General features: G+C 71.5%; 10 protein-coding genes. 1 reads left to right on the top strand and 9 read right to left on the bottom strand.

What is annotated here, in order from left to right; genetic code table 11:
* The first annotated feature begins 258 nt into the window (after positions 1-258).
* Entirely contained in the window at positions 259-2331 is a 2073-nt protein-coding gene (locus GTY47_RS37720; RefSeq protein WP_010041956.1) for a hypothetical protein, read from the top strand.
* 67 nt (positions 2332-2398) lie between these two features.
* Here GTY47_RS37720 and GTY47_RS37715 read toward each other — a convergent pair whose 3' ends face one another.
* The 9 genes from GTY47_RS37715 to GTY47_RS37675 form a co-directional block, all read right to left on the bottom strand.
* Positions 2399-3607 carry a glycosyltransferase family 2 protein gene (locus GTY47_RS37715; RefSeq protein WP_029181310.1) on the bottom strand — a complete coding sequence of 403 codons (1209 nt, stop codon included), beginning with the start codon at positions 3605-3607 and terminating at the stop codon, positions 2399-2401.
* Between the two features lie 201 nt (positions 3608-3808).
* Positions 3809-5920 (bottom strand): CDP-glycerol glycerophosphotransferase family protein, encoded by a 2112-nt coding sequence (locus tag GTY47_RS37710; protein WP_231911179.1) that lies wholly within the window; start codon positions 5918-5920, stop codon positions 3809-3811.
* A gap of 172 nt (positions 5921-6092) precedes the next feature.
* On the bottom strand, positions 6093-7589 hold the full coding sequence (locus tag GTY47_RS37705) for a bifunctional cytidylyltransferase/SDR family oxidoreductase (RefSeq protein ID WP_010041950.1): 1497 nt from the start codon (positions 7587-7589) through the stop codon (positions 6093-6095).
* A 602-nt stretch (positions 7590-8191) separates the two neighbouring features.
* Positions 8192-9742 (bottom strand): alkaline phosphatase D family protein, encoded by a 1551-nt coding sequence (locus tag GTY47_RS37700; RefSeq protein WP_010041948.1) that lies wholly within the window; start codon positions 9740-9742, stop codon positions 8192-8194.
* 179 nt (positions 9743-9921) lie between these two features.
* Complete coding sequence (locus tag GTY47_RS37695; protein ID WP_010041945.1) at positions 9922-11406, bottom strand: FG-GAP-like repeat-containing protein; 1485 nt, start codon at positions 11404-11406, stop codon at positions 9922-9924.
* 155 nt (positions 11407-11561) lie between these two features.
* Positions 11562-12998: a GTPase ObgE gene (gene obgE / locus GTY47_RS37690; protein ID WP_010041942.1), complete on the bottom strand. Its 1437-nt coding sequence runs from the start codon at positions 12996-12998 to the stop codon at positions 11562-11564.
* 126 nt (positions 12999-13124) lie between these two features.
* On the bottom strand, positions 13125-13379 hold the full coding sequence (rpmA, locus tag GTY47_RS37685) for a 50S ribosomal protein L27 (RefSeq protein WP_010041940.1): 255 nt from the start codon (positions 13377-13379) through the stop codon (positions 13125-13127).
* Between the two features lie 14 nt (positions 13380-13393).
* Positions 13394-13714: a 50S ribosomal protein L21 gene (gene rplU / locus GTY47_RS37680; protein WP_010041937.1), complete on the bottom strand. Its 321-nt coding sequence runs from the start codon at positions 13712-13714 to the stop codon at positions 13394-13396.
* 267 nt (positions 13715-13981) lie between these two features.
* The gene (locus GTY47_RS37675; RefSeq protein WP_010041935.1) at positions 13982-18130 is read right to left on the bottom strand and encodes an Rne/Rng family ribonuclease; all 4149 of its coding nucleotides are present in this window, start codon (positions 18128-18130) and stop codon (positions 13982-13984) included.
* Between the last annotated feature and the right edge of the window lie 69 nt (positions 18131-18199).

Raw genomic sequence — 18199 nt, 5'->3', positions numbered from 1 at the left:
GCCACCGCCCGGCAGACCACGCAGGCCGCGACCGAACACCCCCCCCCCGGCGTCCACCGCACACGCCCCCGGAACACACCCGCGGCACACCGCGCACGCCCCCGGAGTCCGCCTGCGGCACACGCGCACGCCACCCCCGAACACATGCACCGCGCACCCCGCACGCCACCCCGGGACACGCGCGTGTCGTCGGGAGGTCGCCGCGCGTTAACCCGGACGGCCGACCTGCGCCGACCCGACGCTCCTGGAGTGACCGCAGTGCCCCTACCTCTCCCCCGCCCACCGGCCCTGCTGAAGGGGCTGGTCACCATCGTCCTGGCCGCCGCGTTCGCCGCTCAGGCGGTCGCGGCGCTGCTGCCCCACGTACCCCTGCTGCTCGCCGCGACCACCGTCTCCCTGGCCACCGAGGGCGCCTTGTACCGGTGGCAGCGCGGGGTGCTGTCGCTGTTCGCCAAGTCGCACGCGGACATCACCGTGCGGCACGTCCTGCGGGACCTGCTGCTGGTCGTCGGCCTGCTGCGGCTCGGCGAGCAGGACCGGGAGACGGTGTACGCCCCGCTGGTGGCCGGACTGCTCGCCTTCTACGTGCTGCACTGCGCGATCCAGGCGCTCTCCGTGCTGGTGCGCCGCACCCGCACGCTGCCGGTGGTGACCCGCAACATCGACGCCTCGGCCCTGCGGCTGTCCCCGGCCCCGTCCGGGCTGCTGCGCCGCCCCGGCCACCGGCTGCTGGTGTTCGGCCTGCCGGCGACGGCCGGACTGCTGGCCGCCGCGCCGCGCGACGAGCCGGTGTTCGCCGCCGCGGGCATCGCGCTGTCCCTGCTGCTCGCGCTGACCGGCCTCGGCGCACTGCTCCTCCGGCTGCTGCCGGGACGCCGCCCGGCCGGCGAGCAGGAGGTGCTCGCCTGGTTCGACGCGTGGCTGGCCGAGTACCGGCCGACCGTGGGCCTGTACTTCTCCGGCGGTGCCTCCTCGGCCTACCAGGCGAACATGTGGCTGGAGCCGCTCGCCAAGCTCGACGGGAAGCCGGTCATCGTGCTGCGCGAGCGGTTCATGGTGCAGAAGATCGCGGCGACGGACATCCCGATCGTCTGCCTGCCGAAGGTGTCCACGCTGATGCGGCTGGAGCACTCCACGCTCCAGGTCCTCATCCACCCGTCGAACTCCGGCAAGACCTCCCAGGTACTGCGCATCCCCACGATCAGGCACACCTTCGTCAACCACGGCGAGAGCGACAAGCTGTCCTCCTGCAACCCGTACGCGAAGGCGTACGACGAGGTCTGGGTGGCCGGGCCCGCCGCGCGCGAACGGTACGCGCTGGCCGAGGTCGGCGTCGAGGACAAGGACGTGGTGGAGACGGGCCGTCCGCAACTGGACGCCGTACGGCCGTACGCCGGACCGCCGCGGAGGACGAACACGACCGTGCTGTACGCGCCGACCTGGGAGGGCTGGGACGGCAACCCCGGCAACACGTCGGTGATCGCGGCCGGTGAGAACCTGGTGCGGGCGCTGCTCGCGGATCCAGGTGTGCGGCTGCTGTACAAGCCGCATCCGCTGACGGGGTCGGTGGACCCGCGCGCGGGCGCGGCCGATCTGCGCATCCGGGAGCTGATCCGGGCGGCCAACCGGGAGCGCACGGGGGCCCGTCGCCCCACGGCCGGTGCCGAGCTGACCCGTCTCACCGAGGAGCTGGACCGCCTCACCACGGCCGACTTCCGGGCCGGGGCCGACACGCTGGAGCGGATGCTCGTGCAGTCGGCGCCGGAGCCGGGCCGGGCGGAGGCGGTGGCACGGGCGACGGCGGCCTGGGAGGAGGCCTACTGGGCTTCGCTGCCGGAGGGCGAGCACCAGATCATCACGGACGCCCGGCCCGCGCTGTACTCCTGCTTCAACGTGGCCGACCTGCTGATCAGTGACGTGTCGAGCGTGATCAGCGACTTCCTGGCGAGCGAGAAGCCGTACGCGGTGGCGAACACCAGTGGGCTGCCCGAGGAGGCCTTCCGTACGGCGTTCCCGACGGTGGCGGCGGCGACCGTGCTGACGCCGGACGCGGCCGGGGTGCCGGGCCTGCTGGAGACGGTCCGGTGCCCGGAGAAGGACGTGCTGGCCGAGGCCCGCGCCGAGTTGAAGCTGCGCCTGCTGGGCCCGGCCGATCCGCCGTCGCAGGAGCGCTTCAACGCGGCCGTGCAGGCCCTGTGCGCTCAGGCCCGGGACCACCGGGCACGGGTGGCGGAGCGCCTGGCGGCGGAGCGGCCGACCGCGGAACTGCCCGGCCAGCGCACGGAGCCGGCGAGCGACGGAGCCGGCCTGCCGACGACCGCACAGCACTAGGGACTTCGCGGACACCCCCCAGCACCGCGGGGCCGTGGGCGATCAGCCCACGGCCCCGCGTTCGCGTTCACGCCGCCGGACGCACCTCACGCGACGTCAGCACCCGCCGCGCCTTGCGCACCGCCCGGCGTACGAACGTGTCGACGCCGCCCTCACGGTAGCCCGGGAAGACGCGGGCCTCGCGCGGCTCGGCGAGGTACACCGAGTCGGGGATGCCCGCGGCGCGGTCGCGGAAGTGCGGATAGGCCAGGTAGACGCGGCGGCCCTTCCGCTCCAGCAGGGCCGCCGCCTGCTTCTTGGCCTTGACGAACTTCACGACGTCCAGCAGCAGGTCGGGACGCTGCTCGGCGACCAGGTGCAGCCGCAGCCGCTCGTGGACCTTGAGGCGCTGGGCGACGCCCTCGGTCCAGTACGCGTCCATCAGAGGCTTGGCCAGCTCGAACTTGTGCCGGCGTATCTCCTCGCTGTCCGTCAGGTACTTGGGCCCGAACTGCGGCAGCAGCGTGACGAGGAAGGGCCGGACCATCAGCTGGTCGCGCCGGCCACCCGCGGGGACGAGCTCGGCGATGAGGTTCATCAGGGCCCGCGCGGAGTCGAAGCGCAGCGTGTAGCTGCCGCTCTTGGTCACGTGCTTGCCGTCGTCACGGCCCACCAGGTAGTAGCAGGTGTGGTCGGCGACCACGGAGACGCCGTCCGCCCGCAGGTACGCCTCCATCGTGAACAGGGCGTCCTCACCGGTGAACAGCGACTCGTCGAACCGCATGCCGTGCCGCTCGAGCAGGGCGCGGCGGAACAGCTTCTGCGCGCTGAGGGTGAACTTGATGTTGGACGAGTACACGTCCGCGCGCTCCACCGTCTTGCCCCACATGGACTTCGGTGCCGAGCGGTTGACGCCCTCGACCTTGCCCAGGACTACGTCCGTCCCGGCGCGGTCGGCCATGTCGACCATCCGCTCCAGGGCCTCGGGGCCCAGCCGGTCGTCGGCGTCGAGGAAGAAGACGTAACGCCCGGTCGCCTTGCCCAGACCGACGTTGCGCGGGCCGCTGGGTCCGCCGGAGTTCTCCTGCCGGATCACCAGGACGTGCATGGGAGCGCGCTCGGCGAACTCCTCCAGGTACTCCCCTGTGCCGTCCGTCGATCCGTCATCCACCGCGATGACCTCGATGCGCTCCGGATCGAGTGTCTGCGCCTCGACGGAGGCGAGGCACTCGATCAGATACGGCATCGCTTCGTACGCCCCGATGATCACGCTCACATCAGGCTGCGCAACGGTCACGTTTCCCCCTAGTCAATGGGATATTCCCCCCGTATCGCCTCATTCGCTACTTGGTAGACGAGTGATCGGGGCAAGCGGTTGCCCCAAACACACGTATTAGTGAGTCACATCACATGCTGAACCGACAGGAAGCGGGAACGAGAAAGAGTTCGGCCCCCGAGGAGCGCTCCTCGGGGGCCGAACTCTGAAGCGGCCGGCGGCTCAGCCCGTGCCGACGCCGTCCGTGTCACCGGCGGAGGACACCCGCTGCCCGGGCACGGCGTTCGCCAGTTCTCCCTCGGCGGTGGCGGCCGCGATCCGTGACTCCTGGCCGACATTGCGCGTCTCGGCCTTGAGCGCGAGGTTCGCGACGGCGGTGTTGAACTGGTCGATGGAGGCCGGCTCGTCCGGGCCCAGCAGGTACTGCTTGAGCTCCTTGCGGTCCTCGGCCAGCGGGTCGGCGGCCGGGTCGCGGACGGCGCTCAGCAGCTCGCCCAGCTCGTCCGCGCTGTTGGACAGGATCACCGCGGCACGCACGGCCGTGTTGTTCCGCTTGAACTCCTCGACGCCCACCTCCGCGGAGTCGGTGACCGCGTACGGCTTGCCGCTCGCGATGAAGTCGGAGACCACGCTGGAGATGTCGGAGACCATCGCGTCGGAGACGTTGAAGCAGTCGTACAACCGCGGCTCGGCGCCGGTGATGACGCGGTGCTCCCAGGTGGGGAAGGAACGCCAGTAGGCGGCGTTCCACTCGGCGCGCAGCCGGGCGACCTCCTCGTGCCGGGCGACGTCGACCTGCCCGTCACGGGTGGCCTCGGCCTCGTCGCGGCCCTTGTCGCCGCCGGTGCCGGCCAGCTGGGCGATCCGGGCCTCGATCCGGGCCAGCTCGGTCCTGGCCTGCGCCTGGGCGGCGCTGTCGGTGACGAAGCGCGAGTCGGTTGCGCGCTCGGCGGCGGCCTTCCGGACCAGGGCGGTGATGCGCTCGTGGGCGGCCTTGGCCTCCTTGCTGCGCGTGCCGGTGAAGGGGTGCGGCTTGTACAGGACGCGCACCGGCGGGTCGGCCGCGACCAGCTTCTTCACGATGTTCTCGCCGGCCAGCAGGATCGAGGTGTTGCCGGGGTTGTCGTCCCAGCCCTCCCAGGTGGGGGCGTACAGCACGGTCGGGATCCGGCCCTCGGGCACGCCCTGCCAGGTCTGGATCGGGGCGAGCTGCGGGCGGCCGACCTCGACGATGTCGTCGTCGCGGACACCGACGTCGGCGATGGCGTAGCGGTCGCGGCCCGCGCGGCCGGCCGTCCACACCTCGTCGTAGACCTTGCTGAACGGGTTGACGCTGGCGAGCTTGTCGCTGTCGCCGTGGCCGATGAAGACGTGCTTCATGGTGGGCACGCGCAGCATGTGGATGTTCTTGCCGACGTTCGCCGCGTAGAGCGCGACCCGCACCGTGGACAGGTCCATGTTCATCAGGTGCACCCCTCCGGGCACGCAGATGACGGGGACCGTGGTCGGCGCGAGGTTGTTCAGGATGGCCCGCTCACGCAGGATGATCAGCGGCTTGGAGTCCAGGTTCTCCATGGTGTCCAGCCACATGTTCACCTGGTACGCGGAGTCCTTGGAACCGGAGAAGTACAGGACCGTCTCCGGCTTGTACTCGCCCAGCCAGTTGTCGACGGCGGCCAGCACCTTCTCGGCGTTCGGCGGGATCTTCCGGCCCCGCACGTACGGCATGAGCGCCAGCACGTACAGGGAGGCGACGGCCACCGTGATGCCGATGCCGACGAAGCCGACGAGGGCGGACTTCACCTGCGCGGCGAGCAGGATGCCGGCGACCGCGAAGAGGTCGAGGTGCAGCATCTTCTCGGCGGAGCGGTGCAGCAGCCGGCGCGGCGGGGCGTCCGGGATGCGGATGCGCGACTTCAGGTCGATGTTGCGCGTGGCGACCGGCATGCGGCGGCGGTTGCGGATCAGCTGGACCAGCGCGCCGTGCGGGGCCTGGAGACCGTAGAAGGCGATGAAGCAGGCGATCGCCCCGTAGTAGATCAGGTTGTCCGCGAGGGACAGCCGGGCCAGCAGCAGGACGAGGAGCAGCTGCCGGATCAGGAAGCGGATCGACAGGCCCGCCCGCACCTTGCTGAGGCGGTTGATCAGATAGCTGCCCTTGCGGTGCAGATAGTGGTCCGCCAGGTACGTCACGGCGGCCGCTGCCGCGAAGGCGGGGACGCTCGGGACGAGCGCGGCCAGCATGAGGCAGGGGAAGCCCAGCATCATGAGGACCGCCGCGGCCAGCTCGGCCGCGCTGCCCACCCGGGCGACGCGAATAGCGGTGGATATCACGGAGAAACCTGCTCTTGGGAGGGGTGTGCCGGTCTTGGTTCTAGAATGCGGCTGGTCTGTGAATATTCGCGAGACTGTATGGATTCAGGCCCCTGCGAACACTCCTGTTGACGAAGCCGTTAACAGGAGGGCGCAGAGGCCTGAATTACCGAAGTCTATTTGGCGCCAATTATTACACGCCGTCCTGCCGGTCCAGCACGGAGGCCAGTGCCTGCTCGAAGCCGGAGGCGCGGGCCGCACCGGCGGTCGGGTCCTGCTGGCGGACGTCGATGACGTGTCCGGTCAGCTCGGACAGCAGCACGTCGAGCGAGGTGCGGGCCACGGCTTCGGAGGACAGCAGCGAGCCGGCCGGCTCCTGGCCGAAAGCCTTGGTGCGCATCGGGGTGGCCGTGCGCTCCGGGTTGATGCAGTTGACGCGGACGCCGTCACCGGCCCACTCGTCGGACAGGGCCTGGGTGAGGTTCACCATGGCGGCCTTGGTGGAGGAGTACAGGCTGTACTCGGCGCGGCCGCGGGTGTAGCTGCTGGAGGTGTAGAGGAGCAGCTGGCCCTTGGTCTCGGACAGGTACTTGTACGACGAACGGGCGATCTGCACCGGGGCCAGGTAGTTGACCTTCAGCGCCTCTTCGATGGTGGCGTTGTCGGTCTCGGCGAGCTTGCCGATGCGCAGCACGCCGGCGGTGTTGACCACGTAGTCGATGCGGCCGGTCTCGGCGTAGGCCTTGGACAGGGCGTCGTCGACCTCCTCCGGGTTCTCCACGTGGGTGCCGGTGGTGGAGCGGCCCAGCGCGTAGACCTTGGCGCCGTAGGACTCGGCGAGTTCGGCGATGTCCTTGCCGATGCCGTAGGAGCCGCCGAAGACGACGACCGTCTTGCCGGTCAGCAGCTCGCGGTAGGCGTCCTCGGAGACCTGCTCGGGCGCGGCGGTGGAGGCCAGCTGGAAGAGCTTGTCGGCGATGAAGACGTCGACGGGCTGGGTGACCTTCATGTTGTACTCGTCACCCGCGACGACGTGGATCGGCACGTCCGGCAGGTACTTGAGCACGACGGAGCAGTCGTCGGTGGCCTGGAAGTTGGGGTCGCCGGCGGCGACCTCGTAGGCCCGCCTGATCGTGGACAGCTTGAAGGCCTGCGGGGTCTGGCCGCGGCGCAGCCGGGAGCGGTCCGGGATCTCGGTGATGAACTCGCCGTCCTCGCCGTGCGTGCGCGTGACGATGATGGTGTCGGCGGAGGGGATGGCCACGTCGACGGCCTGGTAGCGCTCCAGCGCGGCGACGCAGTCGTCGATGACGCGCTGCGACAGCAGGGGGCGCACGGCGTCGTGGAAGAGGACGTTGGCGTCCTCGCCCTCGGCCAGGCCCTCGCCCAGGGCCGAGATGGCGCGCTCCGTGGTCTCGTTCCGCGTGGCGCCGCCCTCGATGATCTTCGAGACCTTCTTGAATCCGGCCTTCGCGACGATCTTCTCGACGTCGGGCACGTAGCCGGGTGCCATCAGCACGATGATGTCGTCGATCGAGTCCGCGTTCTCGAAGGTGGTCAGCGTGTGCTCGATGACTGCCTTGCCGGCGATCTTCAGCAGCTGCTTGGGGATCGACAGACCCACCCGCTGACCGGTGCCACCGGCCAGGATCACTGCGGTGGTACGGGGCTTGGCTATGTGCTGGGACACAGGTGACCTACCTTGGGGCGACAGGGAACTTGGAAATGGTCCCACTTGTGGTTACCGCAGTGCAAGGTGAGCGACCTCTGCCGCATATGTGCGCGCAACCTGTCATTCACCTCCCACTCCTGGTGATTGGTGAGACGGTTCCGCGCCCCTCGGGGAAATGCGCTGTGAGTAACTCCACAGATGCTCAGCGACGTCGGAGCCGCTTGAGACGGCGGTGACCGAGGACCTTCACGAGTTCCTTGGACGATGTCTGGTGCACGGTACGCGCTTTGACGGTGCCGCCCGCACCGTCGCCCCGTCGCCGGTCGCGGCGGCTGTCGAGCGGCCCACCGCCGTCCGCGGATCTTCACGCCCCCGGGCGTGGGGCTGCACGCGTTCTTCATATGCGTGGGCGCGCCGTCCCGGGCAAGCCGCGAATGCGACTCGTCCGTCAGCTCATTGCCGCGCGGAATTCCTGGTTAAGATTCCGCAGCATTTCGATCTCGGCGAGAACAATACGCCGACAGCCCGGGTCGGACTTCTCACAAGGATCACACGTCTCGTACGGCGAGGAGCCCGGCGCTCCGAGGAGTGCCGGGCTCACGTGTGTGTCAGGGGCCGGGTCAGACCACCTCGACGCCCGGCCGGCCCGCCTCGACCCGCAGCCTGGCCAGCGTGCTCGGCGTCGCCGACGGCTGCCGAACGGTGTCGACCACCCTCACCTGCGCGTCGATGCCGCCGCGGCCGATGTCGAAGAGGTGGTAGCCGCGGTGTGCGTCGAGCAGCTTCCAGTGCGGGTTGTCCGGGCGCCGCGGGTCCCACTCCTTGCGGAAGGCCGCCTGGTCCTGGTCGCCGTTGCTGGAGATGGAGGTGCCGACGAACTCGGCGCCGACGACCGCGGAGTCCGGGTCGGCGTAGTCCTCCTTGAGGTCGCTGATCATCGTCAGGTGCCGGTCGCCGGACAGCACGACGGGGTTGCGGACCTGCTTGAACTCCTGGAGGAAGCGGTTGCGTTCGGCCTGGTAGCCGTCCCAGGCGTCGTAGAACCAGAGCTTGCCCTCGCCGACCTTGAGGTCCGTCTCGGCCATCATGATCTGCGAGGCGATCAGGTTCCAGCGGGCCGGGGAGTCCTGGAGCCCGTTCAGCAGCCACTGCTTCTGCCGGGCGCCCAGCATGGTCAGCGACGGGTCCTGGGCACCGGCCTGACTGGTGGCCTGGTCGCTGCGGTACTGCCGGGTGTCCAGGACGTTGAGGCGGGCCAGCCGGCCGAACTCCAGGCGGCGGTACATCCGGATGTGCGGACCCGAAGGGACGGCGGTGGCGCGGACCGGCATGTGCTCGTAGAACGCCTGGTAGGCCGCGGTCAGCCGGGCCACGAACGCGTCGTGCGGCTGCTTGTCCGGGTCCTGCGGGATCTCGCCGGCGAAGTCGTTGTCCACCTCGTGGTCGTCGAAGGTCACCACGAAGGGCGCGTTCGCGTGCATCGCCGCGAGGTCCGCGTCGGTGCGGTACTGGGCGTACCGGTTGCGGTACTGGGCGAGGCTGAACGGCTCACCGGTCCCCTCGTGGCGTCGTACGCCCGTCGCCGACGGCGTGGACTCGTAGATGTAGTCGCCGACGAACACCACGACGTCCGGGTCCTGGTCGAGCATGTCGGCGTACGGCGTGAAATAGCCGTGCTGCCAGTTCTGGCAGGAGGCCAGCGCCATGCGCAGGGAGCCACCGGAGCTGTAGGGGTGGGGCGCGGTACGGGTGCGGCCGGTGGGCGAGAGCTGCCCGCTGGTGCGGAAGCGGTACCAGTACGTACGGTCCGGGCGCAGCCCGCGTACGTCCACGTGAACGCTGTGCCCGTACTCGGGCCGGGCCTGGGCGGTGCCCTGGCGGACGAGCTTTCTGAACCGGTGGTCCTCCGCGAGCTGCCACTCCACGGGCACCACCCGGTCGGGCATGCCTCCGCCGTTCAGCGGGTCCGGGGCGAGCCGGGTCCACAGCACGATGCCGTCCGGCAGCGGGTCCCCGGAGGCGACGCCGAGGCTGAACACGCCGTCGGGCAGCGGCGTCTCGGCCCCGCGGGCGGTGGCCGGAAGCCACAGCTGGGCGGAGGCCGCGGCACCGAGGACCGCGGCACCGGCGGTCAGAAAGCGGCGTCGGTCGGGGGATACTGCTCCGGTCATCGGCTGACTCCCTTACCTCGCTGGCCACTTGGACACTGGGAAGCTTCACGCTCGCGGGCGGTCCGCCCGCTGAACGCCGGGGTTCACGTACATGACAACTAAGCAGACAAAAGGAGACCCACCGCCAGCATCGGAACAAGCCGTTGCCGGGGCGGGTCTGACAGATGATCAGTCAGGGATCACCGGGCGAAGCCCGCGCCGAGGGCGGAGCCGTCCGCGACGGTGCCGAGGGTGCCCGCGCCGAAGCTGACCGAGCCGGTGGCGGCGGGAGCGTCGACCGGGTTGGGGAACGCCCAGACTCCCCCGTCCCGGTTCTCGCCGGTGGCGCCGGCGAACAGCTCGGGCCGGCCGTCGCCGTTGACGTCGAGCAGCTCGGTCTCGGCGCCGAAGAAGTCGTTCTGCTCCGCCGTCCCCGGGACGTTCGCGGTGTTCTGGTTCATGGCCAGGGCGCCGTCGCCGGTCAGCCCGGACTTCCCGCCGCGCAGGACGGTGATCTGCCCAGCCGCGTACACGTCCCTGATGCTCTCGGTCCCGCTTCCGGTGGAGACGTCGGCGTAGCCGTCGCCGTCGACGTCCCCGACGGAGATGCCCCCGCCGAAGCCGTCGCCCCACTCCGGGCTGCCGGGCACACCGGGCGTGCCCTGCGTGATGATCGTCGTACGGGAGGTGTCGGGGCCGTCGGCCGAGCCGTACACGACACCGATCTGGCCGCCCTTCAGCAACGGGTCGTCGAGCGGGACTTCACCCGAGCCGTCGAGCGGACGGCCGATGACGAGGTCGCCGTACCCGTCCTTGTCCACGTCGCCGATGCCGAGGCTCTCGCCACCGCGCATCCGCGTGCCGTCGGGGTTCTCCAGCGGGGCGGGGGCGCTCAGCCCGTCCGGGGTGCCGCGCAGATGGACCGCGCGGCGGTGCTTGGCGTCCGGGTCGTGCAGGTCGTCGTCGCTGTGGTCGTGGATGAGCGCGACCAGGTCCGTGATGCCGTCGTGGTCGACGTCACCGGCACTCACGTCGTCCGTGACGTACTCGGCCTCCAGGGCGAGGCGGTGGCTGCTCGCGGCGCCGGCGGTACGGTCGAACGGCCCGTACAGCAGGCGGTTGCCGGTGGCGAGGTCCAGGTGACCGTCACCGTTGAAGTCGCCGAGCACCGGGTGGAGCGGGTCGACGCGGTCCTCCTCCGTGCCGGTGGCCACGGCGGTACCGCCGGACAGGCCCTGCGGCCCGCCCCACAGCACGGCGAGGGTTCCGGCGCTGATGACGTCCCCGACGTCCTCGCCCTGCGCGCCCACGACCAGGTCGGCGTAGCCGTCGCCGTCCAGGTCACCGGCGGCCAGCCCGTCGCCGTAGTGGTCCTCGGCCTCGGCGGCACCGGGTATGCCCGGGGTGTCCTGGCTGATGACCTGCTTGTGGGCGAGGTCGATGCCCTTCGCCGAGCCGTACACGACGGCCACGTATCCGGCGCGCGCCTTGCCGCTCACCTTGCCGCGCGGGGCGGCGACGGCCAGGTCCTGGTAGCCGTCGCCGTTGAAGTCGTCGCGGAGCTTCGCCGTGGCGGCCGGGCCCTCGGAGGCGGCGTCGGCGGCGTGCGCGACCGCCGGGGCGGTGACGGCCGCGACGACCGCGATGGCCGCCGCGACTCCTCGGCTGATCCTGCGCTTGCTCATGGGACGGGGCACGTGAACTCCGGTGATCCGCTGGGCAGTTGGAGCACGGAGAGGAACAAGATCCTCATCCGGACTGCCCAGTACGACTCACCGGTGTACGACTAGGTTGCCTCGGGATCCGCCCAGAGTCTGCTCTTGGTCAGCCCGGATCGGACTCAGAACGGCTCGAAGTCGTCGAACTCCCGCTGCGCGTCGTCCCGCTCGGCCTGCCGGTCCCTGCGGCGCTGCGCGGCCGGCCGCGCCTCTTCCAACCGGTGGTCCTCACCGCGCCGGCCGAGCATCTCCGCCCCGGCCATCACGGACGGCTCCCAGTCGAAGACCACGGCGTTCTCCTCGGGACCGATGGCGACACCGTCGCCGCTCCGGGCCCCCGCCTTCATCAGTTCCTCTTCGACCCCGAGCCGGTTGAGCCGGTCCGCCAGGTAGCCGACCGCCTCGTCGTTGTTGAAGTCGGTCTGCCGCACCCAGCGCTCGGGCTTCTCGCCCCGTACCCGGAACAGGCCGTCGGCCTCGCGCGTCACCGTGAAGCCGGTGTCGTCCACGGCCTTGGGCCGGATCACGATCCGCGTGGCCTCTTCCTTCGGCTTCGCGGCCCGCGCCTTCGCCACGAGCTCGCCGAGCGCGTACGACAGCTCCTTCAGCCCCATGTGCGCCACGGCCGACACCTCGAACACGCGGTACCCGCGCTCCTCCAGGTCGGGCCGCACCATCTCGGCCAGGCCCTTGCCGTCCGGTACGTCGATCTTGTTCAGCACGACGATCCGCGGACGGTTGTCCAGCCCGCCGTACTGCCGCAGCTCCTCCTCGATGGCGTCGAGGTCGGAGGCCGGGTCGCGGTCCGACTCCAGCGTGGCGGTGTCCAGGACGTGCACGAGCACACTGCACCGCTCCACGTGCCGCAGGAACTCCAGGCCCAGGCCCTTGCCCTGGCTGGCTCCCGGGATCAGCCCGGGCACGTCGGCGACCGTGTACACCGTCGAGCCGGCCGTGACGACACCGAGGTTCGGCACGAGCGTGGTGAACGGGTAGTCGGCGATCTTCGGCTTGGCGGCGCTCAGTACCGAGATCAGGGACGACTTGCCGGCGCTCGGGTATCCGACGAGCGCCACGTCGGCGACCGTCTTCAGCTCCAGGACGACTTCCCGCACGTCTCCCGGCTCGCCGAGCAGCGCGAACCCGGGCGCCTTGCGCCGCGCGGACGCCAGCGCCGCGTTGCCGAGCCCGCCCCGGCCGCCCTGCGCGGCGATGTACGACGTGCCGTGGCCGACCAGGTCGGCGAGGACGTTGCCCGCCTTGTCGAGCACCACCGTGCCGTCCGGCACCGGCAGGACGAGGTCCTGTCCGTCCTTGCCGAAGCGGTTGCCGCCCTCGCCGGGCTTGCCGTTCGTGGCCTTGCGGTGCGGGGAGTGGTGGTAGTCGAGGAGCGTGGTGACGGACTGGTCGACGGTGAGGATCACGTCCCCGCCGCGACCGCCGTTGCCGCCGTCGGGCCCGCCCAGCGGCTTGAACTTCTCACGGTGGACGGAGGCACAGCCGTGACCTCCGTTACCCGCGGCGACATGCAGTTCGACGCGGTCCACGAAGGTGGTCATTGTGTGTGCCTCCAGTGATGTACGGCCGTTGTGTACGGGTTGTACGGGGTTGTTCTCTGCGTAACACGCGAAAGGCGGACCCGCTTCCCGTGAGGGAAGTGAGGTCCGCCTCGCGAAAGCTTCCGGTCAGGCGACCGGAACGATGTTCACGACCTTGCGGCCACGGTGGGTGCCGAACTGCACCGAACCGGCCTGGAGCGCGAACAGCGTGTCGTCGCCGCCACGGCCGACACCGGCGCCCGGGTGGAAGTGGGTGCCGCGCTGACGGACCAGGATCTCACCCGCGTTGACGACCTGACCGCCGAAGCGCTTCACGCCGAGCCGCTGGGCGTTGGAGTCGCGACCGTTCCGGGTGGACGATGCGCCCTTCTTGTGTGCCATTTCTCCTCAGTCCCTTACTTCGCAGCCGCGGGGATCTCAGTGACCTTGATCGCCGTGTACTGCTGGCGGTGGCCCTGGCGACGGCGGTAACCGGTCTTGTTCTTGTAGCGCAGAATGTCGATCTTCTGGCCCTTGTGGTGGTCCACGACCTCGGCCTGGACCTTGATGCCGGCCAGCACCCACGGGTCGCTGGTCACGGAGTCGCCGTCGACAACGAGCAGGGTCGAGAGCTCGACCGTGTCGCCAACCTGGGCAGTGGAAATCTTGTCAACCTCAACGATGTCGCCGACAGCAACCTTGTGCTGGCGACCACCGCTGCGCACGATGGCGTACACGCGGACTCACTCTCTCGCTCGGGAAACGGCACCCCCGCAGGCCAGCCGTCCGACACAGCGAGCGGCCTCTCCTGGGCGCCCGGCGCCCGGAGGATGAGGTTTACGGGGATGTGACGCGTCATTCGACACGCCGACGGTCAAGGTTACGGGGCCGCGGCCAAGAGGGTCAAACCGAGCCGGGCCCGCCGCCTGTGCGACCGGTCACGCCGGTCGCGTCCGCCGGGGCGTACGCGGGTTCGCGCACGCCCCGGCGGACGTCGAGGCGGGTCAGTCCTCGTCGGTGGAGGCCGAGACGGAGGAGCGGGACTGCTCCGCCGCGACGGTCTTCTTCGACGTGGTCTTCTTGGCGGCGGTCTTGGTCGTCTTCGCCGCCGCCTTCTTCGCCGTCGTCTTCTTGGCCGCGGTCTTCTTCGCCGCGGTCTTCTTGGCGGCGGCCTTCTTCGCCGTGGCCTTCTTGGCCGTCTTGCGGGCCGTCTTCTTGGCCGGAGCCGACTCCTCGGCGGCCTCCTCCGTGGCGGCGCCGTCGGCCGCGGCGGCCTCCGGGGCTGCCTCGGACGCGGCCGACGGGACGACCACGACGGCCGCCTCCTCGGAGGCGGTGGACACGGTGGGCTTGCGCACGGCGCGGCGCCGCGGACGGGCCGGGGCGGCGCTCTCGGCGGGCACCTCCGCAGCCGCCTCGGCAGCCGCCTCGGGCTGTTCGGCCTGCTCGGGCGCCTGCGTGGCCTCGGACGCCGCGGGCGCGGTCTCGGAGACCGTCACCACGGCCGCCTCCGCCCCCGCCGGAGAACCGGCCGGCGCGGACACCTTGCGCGTCGCCCGCCGACGGCCACGGCCCTTGGGCGCGGCCTCCTCGGCGGCCGGGGCCTCGACGACCGGGTCCTCGACGGCCATCGGCTCGGCGTGCGCTTCGGCGGCCGGCTCCTGCTGCACCGGACGGGCGACCTCCTCGGCGACGGTCACGTCCTGAGCCGTCGGCACCTCGGCCTCGGCCTGCTCGGCCTTCCTGTCCTGCTCGGCCTTCGGCTCCGCCGTCTCACCGCGCGGCGCACCCGCCGGAGCGGACGCCCGCCGGCTCGTCCGGCGCCGGGTCCGCCCGCGCGTGGCCGCGGCCTCCGCCTCGGCGGCGCTGCTGTACAGCTCCTCGTCGGGCTCGAAGGCCGGCTCTGGCAGCGCGATCGGCTCGGCGATCTCGGCACCGATCTCGGCCTCGGTCTCCGCCTCCTGCTCGGCGGTCTCGACGGCCGCCTCGTGCACGTGCGGCTGCTCGGCGGCACCGGCACGCGCACGCTTCTTGCGCTTGCCGCCGCCTCCGCCGGAGGTGGTCGGCTGCTCCATGTGCACGATGACACCGCGTCCGTTGCAGTGGACGCAGGTCTCGGAGAAGGACTCCAGGAGCCCCTGCCCGACCCGCTTGCGGGTCATCTGCACGAGCCCCAGCGAGGTCACCTCGGCCACCTGGTGCTTCGTACGGTCCCGGCCCAGGCATTCGAGCAGGCGCCGCAGCACCAGGTCCCGGTTGGACTCCAGCACCATGTCGATGAAGTCGATGACGATGATGCCGCCGAGGTCGCGCAGCCGCAGCTGACGCACGATCTCCTCGGCCGCCTCCAGGTTGTTCCTGGTGACGGTCTCCTCGAGGTTGCCGCCCTGACCGGTGAACTTGCCGGTGTTGACGTCGACGACGACCATCGCCTCGGTCCGGTCGATCACCAGCGAACCGCCGCTGGGCAGCCAGACCTTGCGGTCCAGCGCCTTGGCGAGCTGCTCGTCGATCCGGTACGTGGCGAAGACGTCGACCTCGGAGGTCCACTTCTGGAGCCGCTCGGCGAGGTCCGGCGCGACGTGCGACACGTAGCCGTGGATGGTCTGCCACGCCTCGTCGCCGCTGACGACGACCTTGGAGAAGTCCTCGTTGAAGATGTCGCGCACGACCCGGACGGTCATGTCCGGCTCGCCGTACAGCAGCGTCGGCGCGTTGCCGCCGTTCTTGGCCTTCTTCTGGATGTCCTCCCACTGCCCCTGGAGCCGCTCGACGTCCCGGCGCAGCTCGTCCTCGCTCGCGCCCTCGGCGGCGGTGCGCACGATGACGCCCGCGTCCTCGGGGACGATCTTCTTGAGGATCGTCTTCAGCCGCGCCCGCTCGGTGTCGGGGAGCTTGCGGCTGATGCCGGTCATGGAGCCCTCGGGCACGTACACGAGGTAGCGGCCGGGGAGGGAGACCTGGCTGGTCAGGCGGGCGCCCTTGTGCCCGATGGGGTCCTTCGTCACCTGGACGAGCACCGACTGCCCGGACTTCAGGGCGGACTCGATGCGCCGCGGCCCGTTGGCCATGCCGAGCGCCTCGAAGTTGACCTCACCGGCGTACAGCACCGCGTTGCGGCCCTTGCCGATGTCGATGAAGGCGGCCTCCATCGACGGCAGCACGTTCTGCACCTTGCCGAGGTAGACGTTGCCGACGTACGAGGTCGACTGCTCCTTGTTGACGTAGTGCTCGACGAGCACGTTGTCCTCGAGGACACCGATCTGCGTACGGTCGCCGTGCTGCCGGACGACCATCACACGCTCGACGGCCTCGCGCCGGGCCAGGAACTCGGCCTCGGTGATGATCGGGACGCGCCGGCGGCCCTGCTCGCGGCCCTCCCGGCGGCGCTGCTTCTTGGCCTCCAGACGGGTCGAGCCCTTGATGGACTGCACCTCGTCGGACGGCTCGGCCTTGGGGCGGGGCTCACGGACCTTGACGACCGTGCGCTCCGGGTCGTCGTCGGACGGCTCGGCCTCGGGCGCGGTGTCACCGGCACGGCGACGACGGCGACGACGCCGGCGGCTGCTGCTGGAGCCGCCGCCGGACGACTCCTCGCGGTCGGCGGCCTCGTCGGACTCGTCCTGGTCCTCCTCGGCCTGCTCCGCGGTGTCCTCGGCGTCCTGCTCGGACTCGGCGTCCATGCCCTCGCCGGCCTCGGTGTCGGTCTCGGCGGAGTCACCACGCCGACGGCGGCGGCCGCCCCGGCGACGGCGACGGCGCGAGCCGGTGCCCTCGGAGTCGTCCTGGTCGTCGCCCTCGGCGGACTCCTCGGGCTCCTCCGCCTCGTCGACGGCGCTCTCGGCGGCGGGGGCCTCGGTGGCGGGGGCCTCGGTGACCTGGGCCTCGGGCTCGTCAGCGGAACCCCGGCGACGACGCCGGCGGCGCGACCCGCCGGGCTGCTCCTCCCGCACCTCCGCCGGCGCGGACTCCTCCGTCTCCTCGGGCTCCTCGGCCCCGGCCGCCTCGGCGGCGGCCGCGGCAGCGGCCCGCTCCGGCGTCTGGAACTGGGGCTCGGTGAACACGGGCGCCTGGAAGAGGGCGACGGCGGGCCGCGCGGGCCGCGCCGACGTCTCGCTCTCACCGGCGGCGGCCTGCGCGGACTTCGAGGCCCGGGAGCCCCGTGAGGACTGCGCGGGCTCGGCGAAACCACTGGCGGCCCGGCGGACGGCCCGGCGACGGCGCCGCGGAGCGGCATCCTCGGCGGGCTCGGCGGGCTCGGGCGCCTGGGCGGCGCGAGCGGCGGCGTCGGCGGCGGCCTCGGGGGCTCCGTCGGACTCAGCGGCGGGGGAATCGGTCACAGGTGCCTTCGCCTCCTCGGCGGGCGTGCCGGCGGGGGCCTCGGCGGGCCCACCGGACACGGCGGCGGCCTCGGCGGGCGCGTCGGTCGTGGTGACGGAGCCGGACCGGCCCGCGTCGGCGGTTCCTTCCGCCGCCTCCGCGGCGGCAGGCGCTGCGGTGGGCGCGGTCACCCGTCGCGTGGCACGCCGCCGGGTCTTCCGCGGAGCAGCCTCCTCGGCGGCCTCCGCGGTCTCGGGGGCGCTCGGCTCGGCCTGTGCGGCGGCGGCAGCAGGCGCCACCGCCTCCACGGCCTCGGCCGGAGCCGCGGCGGGCGAGGTCACCGTGCGCGTCGCACGACGCCGGGTGCGCCGGGGAGCGGCATCCTCGGACACCTCGGCGGACGGGGCGGCCTCAACCTGCTCCGGCGCCTCGGAGGCGGCGGGAGCACCGGCGGTCACCGGCACCACGGTCTCGGCGGCCTCGGCGCCCGCCGGGGCCCCGGCGGGCGCGGCGGCACGGCGAACCACACGACGCCGCTTGGGAGCGGCAGGCGCGGCCTCCTCGGCGGCCTGCTCCTGCGCCGGCGCGACGGTCTCCTCGGCGGCGGTCTCCTCGGCCTCGTCGGCCGCTACTGCGTCGTCCGCGAGGTCGTCGGGCTCCGCGGCCGGTATGGCCGGCGTGACGGTCTCCACCGGAGCGTCGGAGGAGGTGCCGACCGGCGGACCCGCCGGTCGGGACGCGGCACGGCGCCGCCGGCGGGGCGGCAGGGTGTCGCTGGGGGTGTTCTGTTCGGAGTCCGTGGAGGACTCTGTGGGTTCGGTCGGTTCGAGCATGCGGGCTTTTCTCCCGTCAGGCTCCCGGGCGCCGCGCCTGGTCCGGCTGTGCCGGTGACGTCCGCGGCT

Origin of the sequence: Streptomyces sp. SID5464 (assembly GCF_009862985.1) — a bacterium.
Classification (GTDB): domain Bacteria; phylum Actinomycetota; class Actinomycetes; order Streptomycetales; family Streptomycetaceae; genus Streptomyces; species Streptomyces chartreusis_D.
The sequence above is the reverse complement of the archived record's forward strand: the minus strand, read 5'-3'. Positions and strand labels throughout refer to the sequence as shown.